14 protein-coding genes and 1 tRNA gene are annotated in these 23,621 nt (G+C 56.0%); 10 read left to right on the top strand and 5 right to left on the bottom strand.

What is annotated here, in order from left to right; all coding sequences use genetic code 11:
• Positions 1-125: 125 nt before the first annotated feature.
• Positions 126-197 (bottom strand) — tRNA-Cys (locus tag FYZ48_RS19785).
• Positions 198-486: 289 nt separating this feature from the next.
• Here FYZ48_RS19785 and FYZ48_RS19790 point away from each other — a divergent pair.
• Together FYZ48_RS19790 and FYZ48_RS19795 are read left to right on the top strand one after the other, a co-directional pair.
• Positions 487-1,203 (top strand): SGNH/GDSL hydrolase family protein, encoded by a 717-nt coding sequence (locus tag FYZ48_RS19790; protein WP_149343556.1) that lies wholly within the window; start codon positions 487-489, stop codon positions 1,201-1,203.
• 81 nt (positions 1,204-1,284) lie between these two features.
• Positions 1,285-3,177: an alpha/beta hydrolase family protein gene (locus FYZ48_RS19795; protein WP_149343558.1), complete on the top strand. Its 1,893-nt coding sequence runs from the start codon at positions 1,285-1,287 to the stop codon at positions 3,175-3,177.
• An 86-nt stretch (positions 3,178-3,263) separates the two neighbouring features.
• On the opposite strand, the gene FYZ48_RS19800 is transcribed toward FYZ48_RS19795, so the two are convergent.
• Positions 3,264-7,280, bottom strand: coding sequence for a HEAT repeat domain-containing protein (locus tag FYZ48_RS19800; protein ID WP_149343560.1), 4,017 nt, complete (start codon positions 7,278-7,280; stop codon positions 3,264-3,266).
• Between the two features lie 477 nt (positions 7,281-7,757).
• Here FYZ48_RS19800 and FYZ48_RS19805 point away from each other — a divergent pair, with 477 nt between their 5' ends.
• From FYZ48_RS19805 to FYZ48_RS19830, 6 genes are all read left to right on the top strand, one after another.
• A complete protein-coding gene (locus FYZ48_RS19805) occupies positions 7,758-9,242 on the top strand; it encodes a Gfo/Idh/MocA family protein (RefSeq protein WP_149343563.1) in 1,485 nt (494 codons plus the stop codon).
• A gap of 78 nt (positions 9,243-9,320) precedes the next feature.
• The gene (locus tag FYZ48_RS19810) at positions 9,321-10,655 is read left to right on the top strand and encodes a 3-keto-disaccharide hydrolase (protein ID WP_149343565.1); all 1,335 of its coding nucleotides are present in this window, start codon (positions 9,321-9,323) and stop codon (positions 10,653-10,655) included.
• Between the two features lie 41 nt (positions 10,656-10,696).
• A complete protein-coding gene (locus FYZ48_RS19815) occupies positions 10,697-12,532 on the top strand; it encodes a family 10 glycosylhydrolase (protein ID WP_149343567.1) in 1,836 nt (611 codons plus the stop codon).
• Positions 12,533-12,651: 119 nt separating this feature from the next.
• Positions 12,652-14,313 (top strand): sulfatase family protein, encoded by a 1,662-nt coding sequence (locus FYZ48_RS19820; protein WP_149343569.1) that lies wholly within the window; start codon positions 12,652-12,654, stop codon positions 14,311-14,313.
• A gap of 555 nt (positions 14,314-14,868) precedes the next feature.
• On the top strand, positions 14,869-17,478 hold the full coding sequence (locus FYZ48_RS19825) for a PSD1 and planctomycete cytochrome C domain-containing protein (protein WP_149343571.1): 2,610 nt from the start codon (positions 14,869-14,871) through the stop codon (positions 17,476-17,478).
• A gap of 15 nt (positions 17,479-17,493) precedes the next feature.
• On the top strand, positions 17,494-18,918 hold the full coding sequence (locus tag FYZ48_RS19830) for a DUF1501 domain-containing protein (protein ID WP_149343573.1): 1,425 nt from the start codon (positions 17,494-17,496) through the stop codon (positions 18,916-18,918).
• Between the two features lie 21 nt (positions 18,919-18,939).
• On the opposite strand, the gene nrdR is transcribed toward FYZ48_RS19830, so the two are convergent.
• The 3 genes from nrdR to FYZ48_RS19845 all read right to left on the bottom strand — a co-directional run bounded on the left by nrdR (position 18,940) and on the right by FYZ48_RS19845 (position 21,307).
• Positions 18,940-19,395 carry a transcriptional regulator NrdR gene (gene nrdR, locus FYZ48_RS19835; RefSeq protein WP_145179956.1) on the bottom strand — a complete coding sequence of 152 codons (456 nt, stop codon included), beginning with the start codon at positions 19,393-19,395 and terminating at the stop codon, positions 18,940-18,942.
• A 181-nt stretch (positions 19,396-19,576) separates the two neighbouring features.
• A complete protein-coding gene (locus tag FYZ48_RS19840) occupies positions 19,577-19,759 on the bottom strand; it encodes a hypothetical protein (RefSeq protein WP_149343575.1) in 183 nt (60 codons plus the stop codon).
• Between the two features lie 18 nt (positions 19,760-19,777).
• Positions 19,778-21,307, bottom strand: a complete 1,530-nt coding sequence (locus FYZ48_RS19845) for a sodium:solute symporter family protein (protein WP_187782119.1) — start codon at positions 21,305-21,307, stop codon at positions 19,778-19,780.
• A 300-nt stretch (positions 21,308-21,607) separates the two neighbouring features.
• On the opposite strand from FYZ48_RS19845, the gene FYZ48_RS19850 reads away from it, so the two are divergent.
• Together FYZ48_RS19850 and FYZ48_RS19855 are read left to right on the top strand one after the other, a co-directional pair.
• The gene (locus tag FYZ48_RS19850) at positions 21,608-21,811 is read left to right on the top strand and encodes a small basic protein (protein WP_145179948.1); all 204 of its coding nucleotides are present in this window, start codon (positions 21,608-21,610) and stop codon (positions 21,809-21,811) included.
• 103 nt (positions 21,812-21,914) lie between these two features.
• Positions 21,915-23,603 carry a GH3 auxin-responsive promoter family protein gene (locus tag FYZ48_RS19855; protein WP_149343580.1) on the top strand — a complete coding sequence of 563 codons (1,689 nt, stop codon included), beginning with the start codon at positions 21,915-21,917 and terminating at the stop codon, positions 23,601-23,603.
• The last annotated feature ends 18 nt before the right edge of the window (positions 23,604-23,621 follow it).

Below are 23,621 nucleotides of genomic sequence, written 5' to 3' on the forward strand. Positions count from 1 at the left end.
GGACCGTCATAATGTAATCCCGACAGGCAGTTGGATTTTCAACAAACCGGCCAACGAAGGAATGACACAGACATCGGTTCTTTTTGACAGAAAGATGTAGTCCGCATCGGCAGTTGGCTGGTTTAAGACGCCGGTGGGAGTCGAACCCACTTAGAACTGCTTTGCAGGCAGTCGCCTGGCCATCTGGCTCCAGCGTCAGTTTTACTCAAGTACCCCGCCAGGGAATCGAACCCCGTCTAATGGTTCCGAAGACCATCGTGCATCCATCACACCCGCAAGGCACATCAATTCGTTCACAGACAAAACACCGTTCGTCTGTTGCCGATAAAAGACAGTGAACGTTCAGCAGGGGTTCGCTGTTTTCTGCAGGAAAATATTTTCATCGGAAAACAGTCGCACCGATTTTTCACAAGTCCTGCTTGACCCGCCTGCGCGTCTCGCTGATACTGGATGACTTCGCCCACCATTCCCTCAGGAGATCATCAGATGCCTCGACTGACCGACCACTGCCGAATTCTCACAGCGTTGTTCCTGGTTCTGTGTGTGACTTCGATCGCAACAGCAGAACAGAAACAGGAAACCAAAGCAGATCCCGACCTGCCCCGCGTGCTGATTATCGGTGACTCGATTTCCATCGGTTACACCAAACCCACCATTGAACTGCTGAAAGGGGTCGCGAATGTCGAACGCGTCAAAGCCAACTGCGGCGATACGAAACGGGGTCTTAAAAATCTCCAGCGCTGGCTGGGAAAAACTGACTGGGATGTGATCCATTTCAACTGGGGACTGCACGACCTCTGCTATCGGCACCCCGACTCAAAAACTCAGGGACACCGCGACAAAGTCAACGGCACCATCTCGGTCCCCCTCGCACAGTATGAGAAAAATCTGGAAACACTGGTCAGGCAACTGGAGCAGACGAACGCCACGCTGATCTGGGCCACCACAACTCCAGTTCCGGAAGGCGAAGCAGGCCGCGTTGTCGGCGACGATTTGAAATACAACAAGGTCGCGAAAAAGATCATGCAGAAACACAACATCAAAATCAACGACCTGCATCAGCTCGCGACAGGCTTCGAAGCGCCCCTCTGGGCCGGTCCAGGCAACGTCCACTTCAAACCCGCCGGCTCCCAAAAACTGGCACAACAGGTCGCCCGCGAAATCAAAACCGCATTAAAAGCGAAGCCGCAAGACAGGAACTGAACCTGCCTGTCAGCTTTGTGCGAGAGTAAGTGAATCGATCGTCGTCTAAATGACTTTTAACTTCCAAGGCGGGTCTTCCACATGAAACACGGCACATTTCTCTGGATTCTGATTCTATTCTCATCCTCTGTTGTTTTCGGGCAGAACCCCGAGACGCTGCCCCCTTTGCAGGACGGCACAGCACCTCAGAATTTCGAAGCGATGTGGGCCGGCTTTGATCCGCGAAAAGAACCGCTTCAAACCGAAGTTCTCAAAGAATGGGAAGAAGAGGGCGTGATGCTCAGTGTGGTGCGATTTCGCATCGGAGTCTTCAAAGGACAGACCGCGAGACTCGCAGCAATTTTTGGTTTCCCCAAAAGCGCCAGCGGAAGCAGGAGAACACTTCCGGGACTCGTACAGATTCATGGCGGCGGACAATACGCCGATCACCAGGCGTGCCTCATGAATGGCAAACGCGGGTATGCCACCGTCTCCATTGCCTGGGCAGGACGAATCAGTGCCCCGGACTACCGGGTGACTCCTGCTGAAGTGAAGCTGTTCTGGGAGGGTAAGACCGACGATCCGAACTACAAAGTAACCACCGACTGGGGCGCACTCGACGGTTATCATGCCCCGGGAAAGCATCCCGGCAATGTCTTTCCCAGTGCCATGCCCGCCGCCTGGACTCTCGATGAAGTTGAGTCGCCGCGCAACAGCGGCTGGTTTCTCGCTGCGCTCGCGGCACGTCGTGCACTCACATTTCTGGAAGCGCAGCCGATGGTCGACCCCGATCGACTGGGCGTCTATGGACATTCCATGGGAGGCAAGCTCACCGTGTTGACTGCTCCCGACGAGCGTGTCAAAGCGGCTGCCCCTTCCTGTGGCGGTATCAGCGATCGATACAATCGAAGTCCGCTGTTTTGCGCAACCCTGGGTGATGATGTCAGCCTGAAGCAGATTGCCTGTCCCATCATCTTCCTCAGCCCTGCGAACGATTTTCACGGACGTCTGGGCAACCTGCCCGATGCGATCAACGAAATCCGCAGCAAAGAATGGCGCGTGACCTGCTCTCCACACCACAATCATCAGGACACGCCCGATTTTGAAGCCGCAACAATGCTGTGGATGGACCAGCATTTAAAATCTGCATTCGCATTTCCTGAGACACCGAAAACGAAGCTGATTCTCAAGACCAGCGATCACATCCCCAGTTTCCAGGTACAACCAGATCATACCCGGCCCATTCTTTCGGTCGATATCTTTTATACCCAGCAGGGTAAACAAGACGAGCGTCCCGAAGATCGACTGCAGACGATGCACCGCTTCTGGCATCATGCATCGGCGACCGAAACCGACGGCACCTGGACGGCACGGCTGCCTTTGGGAAGTGTTGATCAGCCACTCTGGGTTTACGCCAATGTACGGTATTCTCTCGACGAACCCGTTTCCGGAGCAGGCTATTACTACCGGCCTTATACAACTAAGTCATTTAATCTCTCGTCACTACTGACACAGGTTACTCCCACACAACTTCAACATGCAGGCACGCGAAACACACTTGAACCGACATTACTGATCGAAGACTTTCAAGGTGACTGGCAAAAGGAATGGTTTAATTACCGACCGGATGAATGGACGCTGATCACGCACAAACTCAACGACACAACATGGAAAGCACCAGAGCAGGCGGAGCTCGCATTGAAAGTTCGCGCAGCAGAATCCAATCGGCTGGTGCTCGTGATTGACGACTTCGCTGCAGAGGTTGAGCTCACAGGGGGCAGCGACTGGCAGAATATCCAGCTGAAAGCAGAAGATTTTCAGAACTGGAACGGTGATCCATTACCAGGCTGGGATGGGATCCGTCAGCTGAAGATTACCCCTGCCGAAAGACTTCAGCCCGCGCGCAGAGGCAAAGGAAAATCACGAATCGTCGGCAAAAACTGGCGCGGTCCTGCACCGGAGTTTCGCGAACTACGCTGGAAAACAACACCCTGATTTTATGATGTTTTACGCACCTCTGTTATAAATCTGAATTCGATATCAATCTACTCAGAGTGAATAAAACAGAGGAGCGGCCATCGTCAGTTCTTCTCTTTCTCCTCCGGCGACTGAATCGCTTTGAGGGTCGCTTTGACCAGTCGCAGATCATAGTTCCGGGACTCCTGCTCCAGTTCCTTTAAGCGGGGGACCGCGGATTCTGCCAGTGGTCCGAACTGCTTGAGTCCTTCCAGTGCTGCACGTCGCTCCTGCGGATCATCCAGCATTTTGATCAGACGGGGAATAGCTTCCTGCGCCGGTGCGCCGATGCGGCCTAAAGCACCAGCGGCAGCCTCGCGAATGGATTTGTCATCCAAGGCTTTGAGTAGCGCGGGCACCGCAGGTGCAGCGTCGGCACCAAACTTACCCAGGGCCTGCACTGCGGCATATTGCACCCGTTCATTCGAGTCCTGCATTGATTTCAGCAAGGCCGGTACCGCCAGTTCCGCTTCAATCGCCAGTTTTCCCAGCGATAGCGCAGCCAGGTCAGACAGATCCTGGTCGTCTTCTTCCAGTACTTTGATCAGCATCGTGACCACCGCTTTAGACTTCAAAGAGCCAGCGGCACGCAGTGCCATCTCACGGTCATATTGATTCTCACCGCTGATCACTTTCAATAACAGGGGTTCAATCCGCTCGGGAGCATCCGCGGCAAAAACTCCCAGGCTATAGGCAGCATCCCCGCGCAGATTCGGTTGATCGAGGTTCTTTGCCAGAATATCGATCGTCGGCTGATGGTCTTCTTCAATCTTCTCCAGCGCCTGAGCAGCCGCATACATGGTTCGTTCATTCGTCAGCATCTCCCGCAGTGCCGGAATCGCTTCAGCAGCAGTCGGTCCCAGTTCTCCCAGCGCATAAGCGGATTCCTTGTAAGAACTGACTGTCTCCAGCAGATCAATCAGAGCCGGCACTGCTGATTTCGCGTCAGCCCCCATCTCTCCCAACTGCTCAATGGCCACCAGTCGGTAATCCCGATTTCGCATTAACTCAATCAAGACCGGCGTCCACTGTTCATTTAAAGGGCCGGCCATCGGTAGATCGTAGGCCGCCTGCTGACTCAATTCTTCATCACCCGAATCCAGCGCGTTACGCACGATCGTCAGCAGACCCTCATCCTCAGACCCCGCTTTCAACAGGCAGAGCGCCGCCAGTAACCGGTTCTTCGCTGACGCGTTGTTCAATAGTGTTTCCAGTTCCGGCAGTACGGCTTTGGGAACGCCGTCTGCATTATTCCCCAGGGTGCGTAATGTCTGCTGCACGATCTCCTGATCCTGCTCGGCAAGCAGTTTGTTGATCACGGTGCCTTCCTGATCGCCGCGGACCAGGTAGCTGATCGCCGCCCTGAGCTGGTAGGTATCCTTCTCCTGATTCATACCTTGAACCAGGGAGAGCAGTTGTGAACTGAATTGATCTCGCAGTCGCTCGTCCTCGCAGAGTAGAACCAGCACTGCAGATTGCTGTTTCGGTTCCAGCGCTTTCAATTGCGACTGCACCATTTTGAGCGCTTCCGGCGAATCTCCTGCGACATTCGTCAATGCCTCACCGGCGAACTGTTTGATCTGCCAGTTTTCACTTTGCACACCAGTCAGCAATAGAGGCACCAGAGACTGCTTATCTTCGACCTGGCCTGCCACAGCAATCGCAGCCGCCATCTGTAATGGTTCAGGCTGTTTCTCCTTGAGCAATGCTTGAAGATATTTCACGACCTCAGGTTCTTCAGCCGTGACCTCGCCGAGTGCCAGAATCACTTTGGCGCGGCGTCCCGGATCCACCTCGGTATTCGAGGCCACCGCTTCCAGACTTTTCAGGGCCGGCTTACCTCCGCGACTAAGAACAGCAGTCAGTTGATTCACCAGCTCTTCATCGATTTCATCGCTCACTAATTTCGCGGTGAGAACCGGAACGACCGAGGCCGGCAGTGTTTGCTTCCTGCTAAGAATACCCATCACGAAGTACTGCAGTTCCGGATTCTCAAGGGATCCAACCACCGTTTTCAACTCATCCTCAGTTAACTCAAAATTGGTAAGAGCAGATGCGGCGGCTTCACTGACGCGGTAATCCGAACCCTTCAACAGCTTCAGTAATTCTGCTTTCGCCTGCTCCTGCTGCTGTTTCGAGAGTGACTTCTGACGGCTCCTCAATGCCCGGGCTGCGTGCAGGCGCACACCCTCGTTGTCTGATTTGACTGCTTCCAGGAGCAGGGGATTTATCAGTGCCTGCTGAGATTCGGAGTACGACAGCATGATCGCGGCACACTGTTTAGTCAGCAGGTCTTTCTGACCTAAAGCCTGTTCCAGCAAAGCCTGTTCTTCCGGACTGGGCCGATGGTCATAATCGCTGAGTACCAACATCGCATTCTCTTTGGCCTGGGGAGTACTCTGAGGATCGCAGATGATTTTGGTCAATGCGGGATACGAATATCGCCAGGCGGTCCGCAGTGCGGAACGGATTTCCCAGTCCACTTCCCCTTCATCCAGTTGTTTGATGAGTGCGGATACAATCTTCTGGTCCGCCCCGCCGATTTTCTCCAGCAGTTTTGCCGCTTTGAGACTCACTTCAGGATCGGGATCGTTCAAAAGTTTCTGCAGGGAACTGCTGGCCGTGCGGATATACTCGGCCTGATCCAGCAGCGAGACCGCCAGCGATCTGGCCTCTTCGTCATCTTCCGCGAGCACTTTGATCAACGCCTCCGTAGCCGCTTTGGAATCGGGACAGATCTCCTCGAGCGCTTCGGAAATGGCATCGCTCTCATCAGGATAGTTCGAATAGGCGGTCAGCAGTGCAGGCACCGCGGAATCCGCTGCGGCACCAAATTCTCCCAACGCGGAGATATACGCGGTGCGCACATCTTCGGGCGCCTGATCCAGGTGCTTCACCTTATCAATCAGTACCGGCAATCCCTGCTTGATTTTTCGGTTACCAATTGCTTCTGCCACCTCTGCCTGCAATGCTTCGGGACGGGATGCCTTTAACAGGGCCACCAGTTTTTCATCGAGCGCACCGCTGCGTGCGGGATCGTGGCGGGAGAGGAAGATCACAGCCATGCCCCGCAGTTCCTCCGACTGTTGCGGATCGTTCATGATCTCCGTCATTACCTTGACGATCTGCGTCGCCTGATCTTCTGACTTCATGAACGATTCGAGGACCTGCATTACCGATTCGCGAAAGACGGTGCGCTGCCCCGGATCCTGCAGGATCTCAATCAGCGCCGGCAAGGATGCCTGCTTTAACTGCTGCTTCGCCTCATACCGATACCAGGCGTTCTCCGACTGCATCGTCACCAGGGCGCCATACACCTTCAGCTTCGGATCGGTCACATACGCCTTCTCCTGATCCTTCTTATCTGGTTTGGGAATCGCTTTCAGCAGTTTCAGTAATTCTGATTTATCAACCACGCCGATCCTGCGCTGTCGCATCGATCCGTCGACAATCAGCGCAAACGTCGGAATGCTGGTGATATAAAAATGCGAACTCAAATCCGGATTCTCATCGACGTCTACCTGAATCACCGGGTAGCCTTCGTCCTGAAGTTCTTTCACGACCGGCTTCATCATCCGACAGGGGCCACACCAGTCTGCGTAGAAATCGACCAGCTGACCTTTGGATTCAAACGTGTGTGACTGGATGTATTTCCGCGACATATTTGCCACCTGTTCATCCTTGTCATCCACAACATTCAGCAGACCCGCGACGACACGGTTGGGGTCAATCTTTGACGTGACCAGCATGGCGACGGCCATGACGCGCTGATCGCGATCCTTGGCCTTCAGTTCGCTTAATGACCTCCGGAACGTTTCCTCCTGATGTTTGGCGATGACCTTATCGACATAGTCATCACCGGTAGAGTCCTTTTTGGGGGCCGCCTTTTTCTCTGTTTGAGTGACAGGTTCCTGCGCCGGTGCTGGCTCAGACTTTGCCTGACTGGGAGGCGCCTGACTTGCAGGTGTCTGGCTCGCAGGTTTCTGACTGGCGGTGGTTGGTGTCTGTTCAACGGGTTTGGGCTGTTCGCCACACCCGACCAGGAGAATGAGGCCGATGAGCCATCCGGTTTTCTGATACATGATCCATCTCGTTATGCGTTGCCTGGTGAGACAGGCATAATCCTGTCTCTCCAGTAAGTCCGTGCCCGCGGTGACTGTCAGGATGGAGTGCGCTGCATCCTGAAGAGTTCTGCCCAACCGGATGCCTTAGGCACATCTGCACATTTCTAAACATCCGGGAGCAGCATTGATCTATTTCATTATGAAAACTCCTCCCGGGTTCGTCCAGCGTGAACTGAACAAATAGCGAGTATCCGTCTCTAAAACGAAAGTGGGCTCACAGAATAGCCCCAACATGATTCTCAAGTCACACCGGGTCTCAGGCAAACGTAAATGGCAGTCATCTCCAGTCCTCTGCGCGAATTACTTGACCCGGAGGTCCAGTTGCCTGATACTGAAAGCATTCATATCGAAGTTGATTTATATTCAGCATCGCCCCGTTTTCATCCATGGTCAGCAACAGCGGACTGGCTCAACCGTAGTTTGGAGAAACGAGTAATGACGCAACCAACGGAATCTAACGTATCACGACGCGAGTTCATCAAGACCAGCGCGACAACCGGTGCCGCCGCGAGCCTGCTGGCCGCAGCCACAAAGACACGCGCAGCCGATGCGAACAGTCGCTTGCGGATCGGCGTGATTGGCGCAGGGAATCGCGGTTTCAATACACTCACCAAGAAACTCGTCAAACTCCGTGAGCTGGGTCACAACATTGACCTCGTTTCCGTCGCCGATGTCTACTCGGTACATCGCCAGCGGTTTGTCGACTACATCAAGGAACAGACCGGCGTCACGCCGACCACGCACATCGATCATCGCGAGTTGCTGGGCGATAAAGACATCGACGCCGTCGTGATTGGCACCCCCGATCACTGGCACGCCAGAATCACACTGGATGCCCTGGCCGCGGGCAAACACGTTTATTGTGAAAAGCCGATGACGCACACGGTCGAAGAAGCCGCGGAAGTCGTCGCCGCCTGGAAAGCCAGCGACCGCGTGATGCAGGTCGGCGTGCAGTCGACCAGTGCGCCTGTCTGGGACATGGCCCGCGAGAAAATCGACGCCGGCCTGCTGGGTAAAGTCGTCCAGTTCCAGACCGAGTGTGCCCGCAACGGGAAATTCGGCATGTCGCGGCACAACCTGATCACCAAAGAAATGACGCCACAAACGGTCGACTTCCGTCGCTTCCTCGGCGTGGACGAAGGCTTTCATCCCGATGTACCCTTCGACCGTGAGATCTTCGGACAATGGCGCTGCTACTGGGCCTTCGGTTATGGCATGTTCTCCGACCTGTTCGTGCATCGGGTGACCGGCATGTTGAAAGCCACGGGGCTCCGCAAGCCTGGTCGCGTGGTCGGTGGCGGCGGGATCTTTTTTGAATACGATGATCGTGAAGTCACCGACGTGGCATCGATCATCGCCGACTTCCACGAAGGTGTGCAGGGGCTGGTCAGCAGCACCATGGTCAGCGAAGAACGCAAGCTGGATCACATCATTCGCGGCCACAACGGACTGCTGCTGTTCGACAAGAGCTGTTCGGGCAACAGTGGCAAGTGTTCATTTGAGTTTATCCCCGAACGACCGCAGGTCACGCTCAACAGCAATCTCAAACCCGAGACATTCCACGTGCAAACCGATCTCGACATCGTGTCGACTCACTGTGCGAACTGGCTCGACGCCATCCGCTCGGGCAAACCCACATCCGTCAATAACGATCCGGAACTGGGCTCAGCCGCCGTCATGCTTGTCAACCTGGCCGTACGCAGCTACCGCGAAGGCAAGGTGTTCCACGTCGACCGCGACGGACAGGTCAGCGATGGTAACAGCAGCTGGGCGGACGGCTGGGAGAAACTCTCCAAGGCCAAAGCCAAACCCCGCCACGTACCTGGCTGGCACGCGGGCGACACGGGCAGCGTGATGTACCCGCCCGAATACCAGAAGCTCGCCGGCCCCTGGATTGATGGCAAGCCGCCGCAAACATAAAGACCATCGCCATCAAGGCAATCGCTGACCGTTGCTGACACCCACCAGGCTTGAGACAAAACAAAGGACGAGGAACGCATGAAGTGCAACCTACGTATTAACGCCGGAGTGAAACTGCTGGCCCTCTGCTTCGTCTCGCTTAGTCTGCTCCACGCCCCGTTATCGGCTACTGAAACGGAACTGTTCAACGGCCGGGATCTCACCGGCTGGGTCAACGTCAACGGAGCGCCCGACACCTGGCAGGTGCGAGACGCCGCGATTGTCTGCACGGGCGAACCCCGCTGTTTCCTGCGCACGGATCGGATGTATGAAAACTATGTGCTGGAACTGGAGTGCCTGCACGTGAAAACGGGCGGCAATTCCGGTCTGTTCTTCCACGCCGATGCACTACCGCAGATCGGGGCCCCCTATCCGCGTGCCATCGAAGCTCAGTTGCTCGTCGAAGATCATGGCAGTCTGTTTGGAATCCGCGGCGCCTCGCTTGTGCCACTGACCGACCCCGACAAAAAGGGAACCACCGCACGGGCGCGTCCCCTCGAAAAACGCTGTCGACCAGCGGGAAACTGGAACCGGTACGTGCTCACAACCAAAAACGGCACGGTGGAACTGGCCGTCAACGGGAAGGTGGTCACACGTGCGAAACAGACGAGCCTCGTCAAAGGCTATATTGGCCTGCAGGCGGAACACACCGAAGTGCATTTCCGCAACATCCGCATTCGGGAATTACCGTCGAGCAACCCGCCTCCCGAGAAAGTCGCCCAGCCTGACGCAGGCTTTAAGTCGCTGTTCGACGGGCTTACCTTTTCCGGTTGGAACCATCGGCCCGGACACAAGGGGCACTGGGTCGCCCACGACGGCGAAATCCACTACGACGGCAAGGCCGAGTCTAAAAAACGGGCGGACCGCGACCTCTGGACAAAGGACGAATTCGAAGACTTTGTCCTGATCGTCGACTGGCGCCTGTCAGCTGAACCGGAAATGAAGCCGCACCCCATCGTGCTGTTTAACGGCGATTTCCTGATGGAGGCAGACAATCCCCGCCAACGCGTCACCCGCCCGCATCTCGATGCCGGCGACAGCGGCATTTATCTCCGCGGCAGTTCCAAAGCTCAGCTCAACGTCTGGAGCCAGGTCCTCGGTTCCGGCGAAATCAACGGCTACCGCACCGACAAGACGATGCCCCCCGAAGTCCGTCGCGCGTGCATCCCTATCAAAAACGCAGATCGTCCCCTCGGCCAGTGGAACCGCTTCGAGATCACCATGCGCGGCGATCGTGTATCAGTGGTCCTTAACGGAACCACTGTCATCGAAGGTGCGCAGCTTCCGGGTATTCCTCCAAACGGCCCCATCGCCCTGCAGCACCACAACGACCCCGTCGAGTTCCGCAATCTGTTTATCAAACCGTTGAAGTAACAGCCCCCGCATACAGGCTGTTCACAGACAGGATACCTGCTATGAGTGATAATCTTTCCTGGCACCTCAGGTTCGCGCTGCTGTTTAGTATCCTCTCGACATCAGCAACATACCTGGCTGCTGCGGAACCGACGTCTGCTCAAAAACAGCTGCCGCGGTCCCACGCTGAGCAGTGGCAGAACTTCAAGCAGGCAGACCGTATCACAGACCTGACCCGCTGCCTCCCGGCCGACGCACTTTCTGATCGTCGTCAGCATGACAAATGGAAAGTGTTCGAATACGAGACGGCTGACTTCTCGGGAAAATGCATCTCGGTCGGACGTGAGTCCTCGGCACCGGACCTGACCTTAAAGCTCAACAAACAAGGCTGGCACGCCGTCTATATCGGGCTGAGTTCGATCACCGATCTCGTGCGCCCCGCGAAAAACATTGTGGAAGTGAAATTCACCAGCGCCCCGGCTTACACCCGGCTGAGCAATCGACTCGACCTGGGTCCCCAACGCCGGGATGTGCTGGAAGAAGTATTTCTGGGCACCGCAGACCTGACCAATAACGACTTACAGTTCTCTACCGTGTATCACATGCCGGCGCGGATTCATTACGTCAAAACCATTCCACTGACCGACGAGGAAGTCGCTCGGTTAAATGCTGATCGGACTCAACAGAAAACCAAAACAGCGGTCGCCACGTTTGATGGCTACACCTGGATTCACCCGTTCCGTCCTCAGAATCGCGCCGATCTCGCGGCGACATTTTCCGCTTACCGCGACAGTGATTTCAAGACCTGGTGGTTTCAGGTGGGAGGCGCGGATCTCGTTCATCACCCGAGCCAGGTGGGAAACCTGATGGGAGCACAGCTGGATACCTTCCCGCGGGAAGTCGATCGCGAGTATGTCGAATCGGTTCGCCATCTGCATCAGCAGGGAATTGACCCTCTGAAAGTGGCTGTGGAAGAAGCACACCGTCAACAGGCGGAAATCCTCATCTGCCTGCGAGCTGCCGGCTGGAAGGCAGCACCGCCGTGGGAGGAGTTCTTCATGAGTGAATTTTACGAAGCACATCCCGAATGGCGCTGCATCGATTACGACGGAACGCCCACCATGCATCTCAGCTACGCCGCAGAGGAAGTTCAGGACCATCTGATCGAAGTCTACCGCGAAGCACTGCAGCGAGGCGCAGACGGGGCCGGCTTTCTCTTTCATCGCGGCATGCCCATGATTTTATGGGAAGAACCGTTCTGTCAGCGGTTCATCAAAGAATACGGAAACGATCCCCGCCAGCTGGCCGAAGACGACCCACGCGTGCTCCAGCTGCGGGCGACGATTGTCACGGAGTTCATGCGCAAAATTCGCAAGCTGCTGGATGAGGTTGCGACTCAGCGCGGTACACCCATTCGCCGCCTTAAACTGGCCGTTTCCACTTTTTCCACCCCCGCAGATAATCGGAAGTTCGGACTGGATGTGGAACGCTGGATTGAAGAAAAACTGATCGACCAGATCGGCATCGCCTGGTTCGCGTATTATACCAGCGGACTGAAATCCAGGTCGGGCGACACGGCTTACTACGCCCGCATCACCGAGGGAACCGATGTGAAAATCTTCCCTTTCTACATCGGCTGGAAAATGGAAAGTGCGGACAGCCTGCTGAAGTCGGTCACGGGGGACTATGAAAATGGGGCCGATGGAATCGCCGTCTGGGATCCAAATCAGTTCGTCACCTGGCAAAAGGGGCGCCATCCTTACTGGCCGCTCGTTTCAAAACTCGGTCATCGCCAGCAAATCAGCGCCGGCTCATTCATCTTCAAACCCACTGCCATCCCCCTGACCAGACTGGGCGAAAATTATTACAGCCGCTGGTACCCGAATACCGGGTTTTAAAGACTTGCTCTCTTCTCCAGTCGCATCGCCGATTCACATCACACTTTGCTTGACCCTGCGGTGCCGTTGGTTGATACTGAAGTAAACACACCACACCAAAAATTCTCAGAGGATGAACCATGCCGTCAGCCAACGTTGCGCTCGCTTTATCTGCCAGAACCCGCACAACGCGTTTTCTGTTTCTCTTCGCTCTGCTCACATTCGTCTGCGGATTGACCACGCTCTGCTGCACTGCATCTGCCGTCGCCGCGGAAAAATCAAACGATCCCAACATTATCTACATCCTGGCCGATGACATGGGCTACGGCGATATCAAGGCGCTCAACCCGGAATGTAAAATCGCCACCCCGCACCTGGATCAGCTGGCGCGCGGCGGCATGGTTTTTACCGACGCCCATACCAGTTCCTCCGTCTGCACGCCCACCCGTTATGGCGTGCTCACCGGTCGCTACAACTGGCGCTCCCGCCTGAAGAGCGGCGTGCTCTGGGGACTCTCCCGGCGGCTGATTGAACAGGACCGCATGACGGTTCCTTCCATGCTCAAGCTGCATGGCTACTATACCGCCGCGGTCGGAAAGTGGCACCTGGGTATGGACTGGACGCTCAAGGACGGCGGCATCGCCACCGAGAAATCGTATAACAAAAAAACCAATCCCGGCTGGGACGTCGATTACTCCAAACCGATTCAGAACGGTCCCAACAGTGTCGGCTTCGACTACTTCTATGGCATCAGCGCCTCACTCGACATGCCCCCCTATGTCTATATTGAAAATAACAAGAGCCAGGGCATCCCCACTGTCACCAAGGCTTTCTTTCGGGATGGCCCCGCCCACAAAGATTTCGAAGCCATCGACGTGCTGCCCCGCATCACTGAGAAAACCGTCCAGATCATCGACGAACACGCGGCCGCTTCTAAAAAAGGCAAGCCGTTCTTCATCTACTTCCCCCTCAACGCTCCACACACACCCATCCTGCCCACACCCGAATGGCAGGGAAAAAGCGGCATCAACGCCTACTGCGATTTCGTCATGCAGGTCGATGACACCGTCGGTCAGGTAATGCAGGCGCTCAAAAAACAGGGCATCCATGAAAACACGCTCGTCATCTTCACCGCAGACAACGGCTGCTCCCCCGCAGCTAACTTCAAAGAGATGGCCGACAAAGATCATCAGCCCAGCTACCGTTTCCGGGGCCACAAGGCTGACATCTACGAAGGCGGACATCGCGTCCCCTTCATCGCCAACTGGCCGGCCCGTGTCAAAGCCGGCACGCACTCCGATCAGCTGATCTGTCTGACCGACCTGATGGCCACCGCCGCGGACATCGTCGGTGCGAAGCTGCCCGATAACGCGGGTGAAGACAGCGTCAGCATCCTGCCCGCACTGGAAGGCAAAGACACGCAGCCCCTCCGCGAAGCCGCCGTGCATCATTCGATTCGCGGGGCCTTCTCGATCCGTAAAGATCACTGGAAGCTCGAACTTTGTCCCGGCTCGGGAGGCTGGAGCTTCCCCAAGCCGGGCAAAGACGATCTCAGTCAGCTCCCCCCCATCCAGCTCTATGATCTGAATATGGATCTGAATGAACAGAAAAATCTGCAGTCCGAATACCCCGAAGTCGTGAAAGAATTGACCGACCTGCTGCAGAGCTATGTGGACCGTGGTCGCTCGACTCCGGGAGCCCCCCAGGAAAACAACGGGGACGTCGATATCTTCGAAGCAGGCAAGTCCGCTCAGAAAATGAAACGACCGCAGACAAAGAAACCGGCGAAAGCCAAGTCATAATGGGCAGGAGCGATCCGGTGGCGCTGTTGGCTCGCATTCCCCCAGAAGAATGGGTGGGCTCGAATGCAATTCGGGCCGAGCGCAGCGAGCAGGAGGTCACAGCGCACTCATACAATTCACGACAGACGATCCGATAAGATCAGGCATATTATTGAACCTGTCCCAGTCTCCCCTGCGACCTCCTGTTGCCTGCGGCAATATCGGATTACATCCGATACCACCCGGAGTTGATTGAGCGAGCCACAAGTCGAGTATTTATCTACTTTCATAACAATAACTTAGAGCCAACCGCCGCTGTCTCAGACCTCCTGCAATCCGGGAAAAAACTTGAATTCCGGCCCTGGTCGGGTTATCTTAAAAGCTTGATTCTCTCTCCGGGAAACAACAACACATTCCCCTGAAAACACATTCAGCCCGTCAGGCAGTGGTGTCTGACTACCGTCCCTCCGATATCGGCGGTTCTGACGGACCGGCATTACTTTCAATCTTCTCATCAGGTCGCTTTCCAGGTCGCCAACAGCCTTGGAATTACCGCCTGTCAGGAATTGAACGCGTATGTATGGTTCTCAAGTGCCACGAGCTCTCTACGCAGGTCTCTCACTGATCAGTGCACTCACGCTGAGCACCTGGTCTGCCAGCGCAGCACCAGTGCCCGCAGACAAACCGGCTGCCGGCGCCAAGATTGATTTTGAAAAATCGATCCGCCCGCTCTTCGTCAAACATTGTCAGGACTGTCACGGTCCCGATGCCCGCGAAGGGGGACTGCGGCTGACCAGTCGTAAAAATCTGCTGCTCCGAAACGATTCCGGTGAGCCCGCTATCATCTCGGGTAAAAGCGACCAGAGCGTACTCATGCATCGCGTCGCGTCAAAAGACGACAGCGAACAGATGCCCCCCTCGGATGCAGGCGAGCGTCTCACCGCAGAAGAAATCGCCACACTCAAACAGTGGATCGATCAGGGAGCCGACTGGCCCACCGAATCGGAAGAACCCAAACACTGGGCCTACGTGCCCCCCGTGAAACAACCACTGCCGAAAGTCAAAGGCACGCCGCGCGTGAACAATGCCATTGATGCCTTCGTGGTCGAGAAACTGCAGCAGCAGAATCCTGCGTTGCAACAGGCGCAGCTGGCCGAACCCGCCCGGCTGCTGCGTCGCGTTTCCCTGGATCTGATCGGCCTGCCTCCCACACCGGAACAGGTCGCTGCTTTCGAAAAAGATCCTTCACCGGCCGCCTATGAAAAGTATGTCGACAATCTTCTGAAGTCACCCCGCTACGGCGAAAAGTGGGCCCGCCAGTGGCTCGACCTGGCTCGCTATGCGGACTCGAACGGCTTCCAGGCTGATCAGCTGCGCGAGATGTGGCTTTACCGGGACTGGGTGATCAACGCCCTCAACCGGGACATGCCCTTCAATCAGTTTACCATTCAACAGATCGCCGGCGACCTGATACCCGACGCGAGTCTCGATCAGAAAATCGCCACCGGCTTTCATCGCTGCACCACCTGTAATGTGGAAGCGGGCGTCGATCCCGAAGAGAACCGCGTCAATCAGATCTTCGATCGGGTTAACACCACCGGCATGGTCTGGCTCGGCACCACCTTCGAATGTGCCCAGTGCCACAATCACAAATACGACCCGTTCACACAACAGGACTACTACCAGATCTTTGCTTTCTTCAATAACACGCCGCTGGAAGTGAAGCAGGTGGGTAAAAGTGTGACCTTTGATGTCACCGGCCCCAAACTGATGGTGCCCCTCAGTAAAACAGATCAACAACAGAAAGATCAGCTGACCAAAGAGCGCCTGGCCCTGCAAAAGCAGCTCAATCAGCGACAGAAGCAACTCGAAACCGGGTATCCGGCCTGGGAAGAAGCAACGCTCGCCCTGTTGGAAAACTCTGAAGAGGGGAGCAAGGTTCCCGACAACATCCGTAAAATTCTGAACACGGAATCCGACAAACGGACTGCCAAACAGACCAAAGCCCTGACCGCCTACCAGCGGGAACAGGATCCGGATTTCGCCGCTCTGACCGAACAGTTGAACGAGATCCGCCAGCAGCTGAATGCTCTTGAGCCGGACACATCTCTGGTGATGGTCGAAATGGACAAGCCCCGGATGAACAACATCTTCAAGCGGGGTAACTTCCTCGACAAGGGTGCCCAGGTCAAACCGCAGACACCCGAGTCCCTGCATCCACTCCAGGCAGAAGACACGCCCAACCGGCTCGCCTTCGCGAAGTGGCTTGTCGCTCCGGAGAATCCGCTGGTCGCCCGTGTGACTGTCAATCGCTGGTGGTCGCAGTTCTTCGGACAGGGGATCGTCGCCACCCAGGAAGATTTCGGCAGCCAGGGTGATCCCCCCACGCATCCCGCACTGCTCGACTGGCTGGCCGTCGAATTCATGGAACACAACTGGTCGATGAAACACGTGCATAAACTGATCGTGATGTCCGCCACGTATCAGCAGTCATCGAAGATCACTCCCGCACTGCTTGAAGCCGATCCTTACAATAAACTGCTGACCCGCGGCCCCCGCCTGCGACTCTCGGCGGAAACCATTCGCGATAACGCACTGGCCATCAGCGGTCTGCTCTCTACCAAAATGGGAGGCCCGCCTGTCTATCCGCCGCAACCCCAGGGACTCTGGCGGCACGTGGGTCGCAATGCTCCGAAATACAATACTTCCACTGAAGAAGATCGCTTCCGCCGAGGCGTGTATGTGATCTGGCGACGCAGTGCCCCCTACCCGAGTTTCACGAACTTTGATGCTCCCGACCGGGGTGCCTGCACGATCAATCGCTCGCGGACCAACACGCCACTCCAGGCACTGACCCTGCTCAACGACCCGGCGTATATTGAGATCGCCACCGGCCTGGCCCGACGACTGGCAACACACGGCATGAACGATGGTATGACCGACCGGGAACGAATCGCGTACGCGTTCCGCCTCTGTGTGGCCCGTCATCCTCAGGATGTGGAAGTCGATCACCTCACAAAAGTCTTCGAACAGGAACTGAAACATTTCCAGGACCACCCCCAGGCAGCCCAGAAACTGATCTCTGCCAAAGACCGCCCCGAAGGTGTCGGTGCATCCCGCATGGCGGCCTGGCTGTATGTTGCCAACATCCTGCTCAATCTCGACGAAACAATCACCAAGGGATAATCATGAGGGATAATCATGAACGAGCACATGCAACAACTGTTGAATTATACCCGTCGTGAATTCTTTCAACGGGCCGGCATGGGTGTCGGAGGAGCGGCTTTAACCACACTGCTCGCGAACGACCTGCTGGGAAACATCCCCACTGCCGTGAATCCGATGGCAGCCCGCGAATCGCATTTCACGCCCAAAGCGAAAAATGTGATCTTCCTGCACATGGTGGGTGCCCCTTCGCATCTCGATTTATACGACGCGAAACCGAAACTGCAGGAACTCGACGGTGAACTCGTTCCCGATAAACTCTGGGAAGGTCTGCGACTGGCGTTCATCCGCGAACAACCCAAACTGATGGGCAGCCCGTTTGCCTATCAGCGACAGGGGGAAGCGGGGATCCCCATCTCCGAGCTGATGCCCCACCTCGGATCGGTCTCAGATGAACTCTGCATGATCCATTCACTCAAGACCGACCATTTCAATCATGCCCCCGCACAGCTCTTCTTCCAGACCGGCTTCTCCCGCTTCGGACGGCCTTCGCTGGGTTCGTGGGTCAACTACGGCCTTGGTTCGGAAAACAGTAACCTCCCCGGCTTCGTCGTCTTAATCACGGGCAATGTCGCTGGTGCCGGCAACAGCCTGTGGGGCAGCGGCTTTCTGCCCAGCATTTACCAGGGGGTCGAATTCCGTTCCCAGGGGGATCCGGTGCTGTTCCTCTCGAATCCCAAGGGGATGACCGGCGAAGACCGCAAACGGATCATCGACAGTGTGAACCATTTGAACAAAGTCCAGCTGGCGGATGTCGGCGATCCCGAAATTGCCACCCGCATCAACCAGTATGAAATGGCGTATCGCATGCAGACCGCGGTGCCTGAGCTGATGGATATTTCCAACGAACCCAAACACATCCACGAACAGTACGGTACTCAGCCCGGCAAAGCGAGCTTCGCCAATAACTGTCTGCTGGCGAGACGACTGGTGGAACGGGGCGTGCGGTTCGTGCAACTGTTCGACCAGGGCTGGGACCATCATGGTAACCTGGTCAACGGGCTCAAGAATAAATGTAAGCAGGTCGATCAACCGATCGCAGCTCTGATTAAAGACCTCAAGCAGCGGGGCCTTCTCGATGACACGCTGGTCGTCTGGGGCGCCGAGTTCGGCCGCACTCCCATGGTTCAAGGAGATCGCAAGTCACCCGGACGCGACCATCACAAGGATGCCTACACCGTCTGGATGGCAGGCGGCGGCGTCAAACGCGGATTCGCTTACGGCAAGACCGATGACATCGGCTTCAACGTGGCCGAGAAACCAATACACGTGAATGATTTCCACGCGACCCTGCTGCATCTGCTGGGTATGGATCACGAGCGGCTGACGTTCAAATTCCAGGGGCTCGACATGCGGATCACCGGCGTGGCCGGCAACGTGGTTCCCGAAATCATCGCTTAGGCACCCGAGCCGGAAGCGAGCCTAATCGTCGGTTCGCAGCATGGGCTGGATTTCGGTTACGAAATCGTTGGCGTCGGTAAAGTTGCGATAGACCGAAGCAAAACGGACGAAGGCCACCTGGTCGACGTTCTTCAGTTCCGTGGAAACCCGCTCGCCGATGAATCGCGAGGGGACTTCGCGATCGAAGTTCTCATAGATCTCGGCTTCGATCTGGGCCACAATCGATTCGATCTGATCGGGGCTGACCGGGCGTTTGTAGCAGGCGGTCTCAATCCCCTTGACCATTTTCATCCGATCGAAGGGAACACGGGCCCCATCTTTCTTGACGACTTTGAGGGGGGATTCTTCAATCTTTTCATAGGTCGTGAAGCGCTTTCCGCAGGCCAGACACTCACGTCTGCGGCGTACACTGAAAGGTTGACTCAAGCGCGAATCAATGACTTTCGTCTCACCATCACGACAAAAAGGGCACATCATGAGCGACGCGACTCCCAGCAGGAAACAGCAACAGCCCGTCTATTCAGCCATAAAAGCTCTGCGGACCTTGCTTAAAAAATAGCAGGATCGTAACTGATTCACCAGTCAATTGTTCAGAAAACCCGAATTTTTAGCCGTTTACAAACCGTGTTCCGGGTGTGGTTTCGCAGCACAAATCGACTTATTCGATGGGACGATCCAGAATTTCTTCGTGCGACTGTGATTCATTCACATCGGCCCGCAGGTCATTGAGTGTTGCTTTCAGTTCCGCTTTGACGCCACTCACGACGTAAACCAGTACGACCAGAAACGCGAGTCCACTGATCAAGAGTAAGGCAGTCCAGATACTCATCCACAGGTACATAATCGTTTCTCTCTCAGTTTAAGCCGGATTGACGGAGACATTCGGACTGGTTTCAGCACGTCGATCGGGAATCAGCAGTGAAAACACGATGTATGCCACGCTCGAAAACACGAACGTCAGCAGCGTCAGGTGTGTGCCGTTTAAGCTGGTCGCAAACGCGTCGTTGATCAGATCCACGCAGGGACCCATCGCCAGCAATCCTGACAGACCTCCCAGGATCGCCGCCAGTGCGCCGGCCCGGCTGCCCCGTCTCCAGTACAAACCACCGACCACCGTGGGAATCGCCCCCGACAGATACACGGCTCCCGTGACGGCCAGATAACCCCAGAGATCGCTGCTGACTTCGTACCAGAGTCCCCAGGTCAGAAGCATCGCCCCGATCACGAAGATCGAAATCCGTGTCGTCAGAATCCGGGAACGCTGGCTCATCGGCCCAGCGATAGGTGCGATAATATCCTGTGTGATCACGCCACTCCAGCAGAGCAGATAGCTGTCGTGGGTCGACATGAAGGCGGCGATCATGCCTGCTGTCACCAGCCCTAATAAGCCGGTCGGCACCACTTTCGCCAGAAACAGAGGCATCGCAGACAGCGAGGTAATCGAGGCGTTGGTTTCCACCGCCTGATGAAATTCCTGAAACAACTCCGGCTGCGAAGCGAAAAAGGCAAACGTCCCGATCCCCCAGAACACAGGCAGGGCACGACGCGCCAGAAAGGAGATGGAGCTCAGCGAGTAGAGTTTCTGAGCCACTTCCGCACTCTGACAGGAGAGCGTGCGAGCCGCGCTGGTCGGCCAGAGCAAAGCGGCCGAACCGATGACAATCGCCATCTGCACGATTTGCAGCCAGCCGATGGGATTCCCGTTCCCCGAGTTATTCTCAGGATGGAAGGGATCAAAATAGCCGTTCTGCTCGGTAACAATCGCCGAGAGTCCGTCCCAGCCGATCGACCAGAAGACCACGCCGGTCACAATCACCATGCCGGTCCCCAGGATCAGAAACTGGATCAGGTCGGTGATCACTACCGAAACCATCCCTCCCAGCACCGTGTAGAACAGCACCAGCAGCAATAGCCCCGTCATGATCAGTTTGAGGTACATCTCATCCTGCAGTCCGGAAACCGCAGTCAGAAACTGAGAGCCCGCTTTGAGGAACAACCCCATGTTCAATACGCCCGAGACGACCATCACCGTCGCCCCGACCACCCGCACCGACTGCGAGTAACGCTGTTCATAATATTCGGGGATCGTCATGATCGAGGATTGCCGGAGCCGATAGACAACAAAGCCGGTCAGACCGATCAACAGCACCGCTCCCGCCTCCAGAAATGCGAGGTACAGGGAGGCGTACTGCTGGGTAAAGCCGAGTTCGGCCATGTACATCACGGTCACGAGACCCAGTTCGGTCCCCGTCATGGTGGCTAGGGCCAGTCGAAGCCGTAATTTGCGGCCGGCGACGAGATAATCGGAGAGATTTCCGACGTAACGATTGGCCCACAAACCAATTACGATTGATGAGAGCAGGTAACAGACGACGATGGACCAGTCCAACAGGGTGAAATTTGTATCGTACAGAGAAATGGTCTGGTCTCCCTCGGTCCCGGTTTCAGGGCGAAATTTCAGAATTTCGCGAAAAACAGCTGAAAGGTTTCATTTAGCAGCGGTTGCAATCGTTGACATTTCCTTTTACCATATGTCGCTTCGCAAATCGTCACGGGCGGAATGTCCGTTTGACCAGCATGCTGCCAGAGCGCTTCTTGCGAATAAGACACCACTATGCCAGTTTTGACGGTCAATTTCCATAGTAAATGACTGTCTTCGAAATAACATCTATTCAGAGGGGATGACACCGTGTCACTCGACAAAAGTTTGAAGAGCAAAAGCTCGCTGACCCGTGCCCGCAACGTTTTGAAGCGTGCTGAACGTATTGAGAAATTGAAGTTCGAAGACCGCTGGGCCGATGGCCAGGGCGCACTGGGTCTGCCCAAAGTCCGCGTCGAGAAAATCTCGATCGGCAAGAAGAAGAAAAAGAAGAAAGACGACGACGAAGATTAATCGTCCGGTCCCATTTGGCAGGAGGAGAGTTCTCTCTTCAGGCAGACTCTCCTCCACGTGGACCCTTTTCTGAGCGCAGAACATTTCGTCCGGGGAGCAAGGAATGCATGCCCTGTATGTGCTACGGGCTTTCGGAGGAACCTTCGTGCGACGACGCTATCGTCGTGCCGCTCATGAATTCCTCGCCTGCACCTCTGACTGTCGCTCGGTCCAGCAGGCAACGCTGCAGCGCATTCTGCAGTTAAACGCTGCCAGCGATTTGAGTCGCCAGTACAACCTGGACGGTTCCTGCACGATTGCAGATTTTCAATCCCGCTTCCCGGTTTCCGAATACGAATTCTTTCGCCCCTACATTGAACGCGTCAAACAGGGGGAAACCGCTGCGCTACTGGGCCCCGAGAATCGCCTGCTGATGTTTACGCTCAGCAGCGGCACTACGACTGATTCCAAGTTCATCCCGATCACCGCCCCGTTCCTCAAAGACTATCGCCAGGGCTGGCAGAACTGGGGCATTCTGACCTATGACGATTTCGCGCCGCTGAAGTATCAGAACATCGTGCAGCTCACCAGCAACTTCGACAAGTTCCGCACACCTGGTGGCACTCCCTGCGGCAATATCAGCGGCCTGGTCGCAGCGATGCAGAGCCCCGTCGTGCAGTCGATGTATACGGTACCCGGAGACGTCTCACGCATCGACGACCCCCAACTGAAATATTACACCGCCCTGCGACTCGCGCTCGCCGACCGGCATGTGGGCATGCTTACCACCGCCAATCCCAGCACGCTGCTCCACCTGGCCCAGTTCGCTGACGAGCAAAAAGAATCGCTGGTACGCGACATTGCCGAGGGACGCCTGACGGGAGCCGCTCAGATGGACCTGCAGATCCTGGGCAAACTCAAACGTCGGCTGCAGCGAAAGAACCGAGGCCGCGCGCGGGAACTGGAACAGATCATCGAACGCACCGGACACCTCTATCCCCGCGATTTTTGGCCCGGACTCTCCGTGCTCGCAGTCTGGACGGGGGGCAGCGCCGGTGCTTACCTGTCACAGCTCAAACCCTACTATGGCGATCTGCCGGTCCGCGATCATGGTCTCTCGGCCAGCGAAGGACGGATGACGATTCCGCTCGACTCAGGCACCTCGAGCGGCGTACTGGATATCACGTCGCACTTCTTCGAGTTCGTCCCCGAAGCGGAAGACCCGTTGAAGACCTCACACATCCTGACTGCGGATCAACTGGAAGAGGGACAGAACTATTATATCCTGCTGACCACCCCCTCGGGTCTCTATCGTTACCATATCTGTGACGTCGTCCGCTGCACCGGTTTTTATCAGTCCACTCCCCTGCTCGCGTTTCTCCACAAAGGCGCTCACATCTCGAACCTGACTGGCGAGAAGATCACCGAGTCGCAGGTCGTCGATGCCGTCCGTGGCGCATCACAGCAGCATGCGCTGGAACTGGGACAATTCGCGGTGATTCCACAATGGGGCGAGCCCCCCTGTTATCAGCTCTTATTCGAAGCATCGCCGATGCTCACGGATGAAACGCTCACGCGACTGCTCGCCGACTTTGATCAACGTCTGCAGGAAACCAACTGTGAATACGCCGAGAAGCGTCAGTCCGGACGACTGGCACCGCCGGTCCCCTGCCCGCTCAAGCCGGGCACATGGCAGCGTTTCGCGGCTGAGCGCCAGCAGAAACCGGGAGGCAGCTTCGAACAGTACAAGCATCCCTGCCTGATTCCCCAGCTCGATTACGCGAGTGAACTCATCGCCCGGTTCTCTCCCTGATGACTTCTGATCCGGACA

This window comes from Gimesia chilikensis, from assembly GCF_008329715.1.
GTDB classification, from domain to species: Bacteria; Planctomycetota; Planctomycetia; order Planctomycetales; family Planctomycetaceae; genus Gimesia; species Gimesia chilikensis.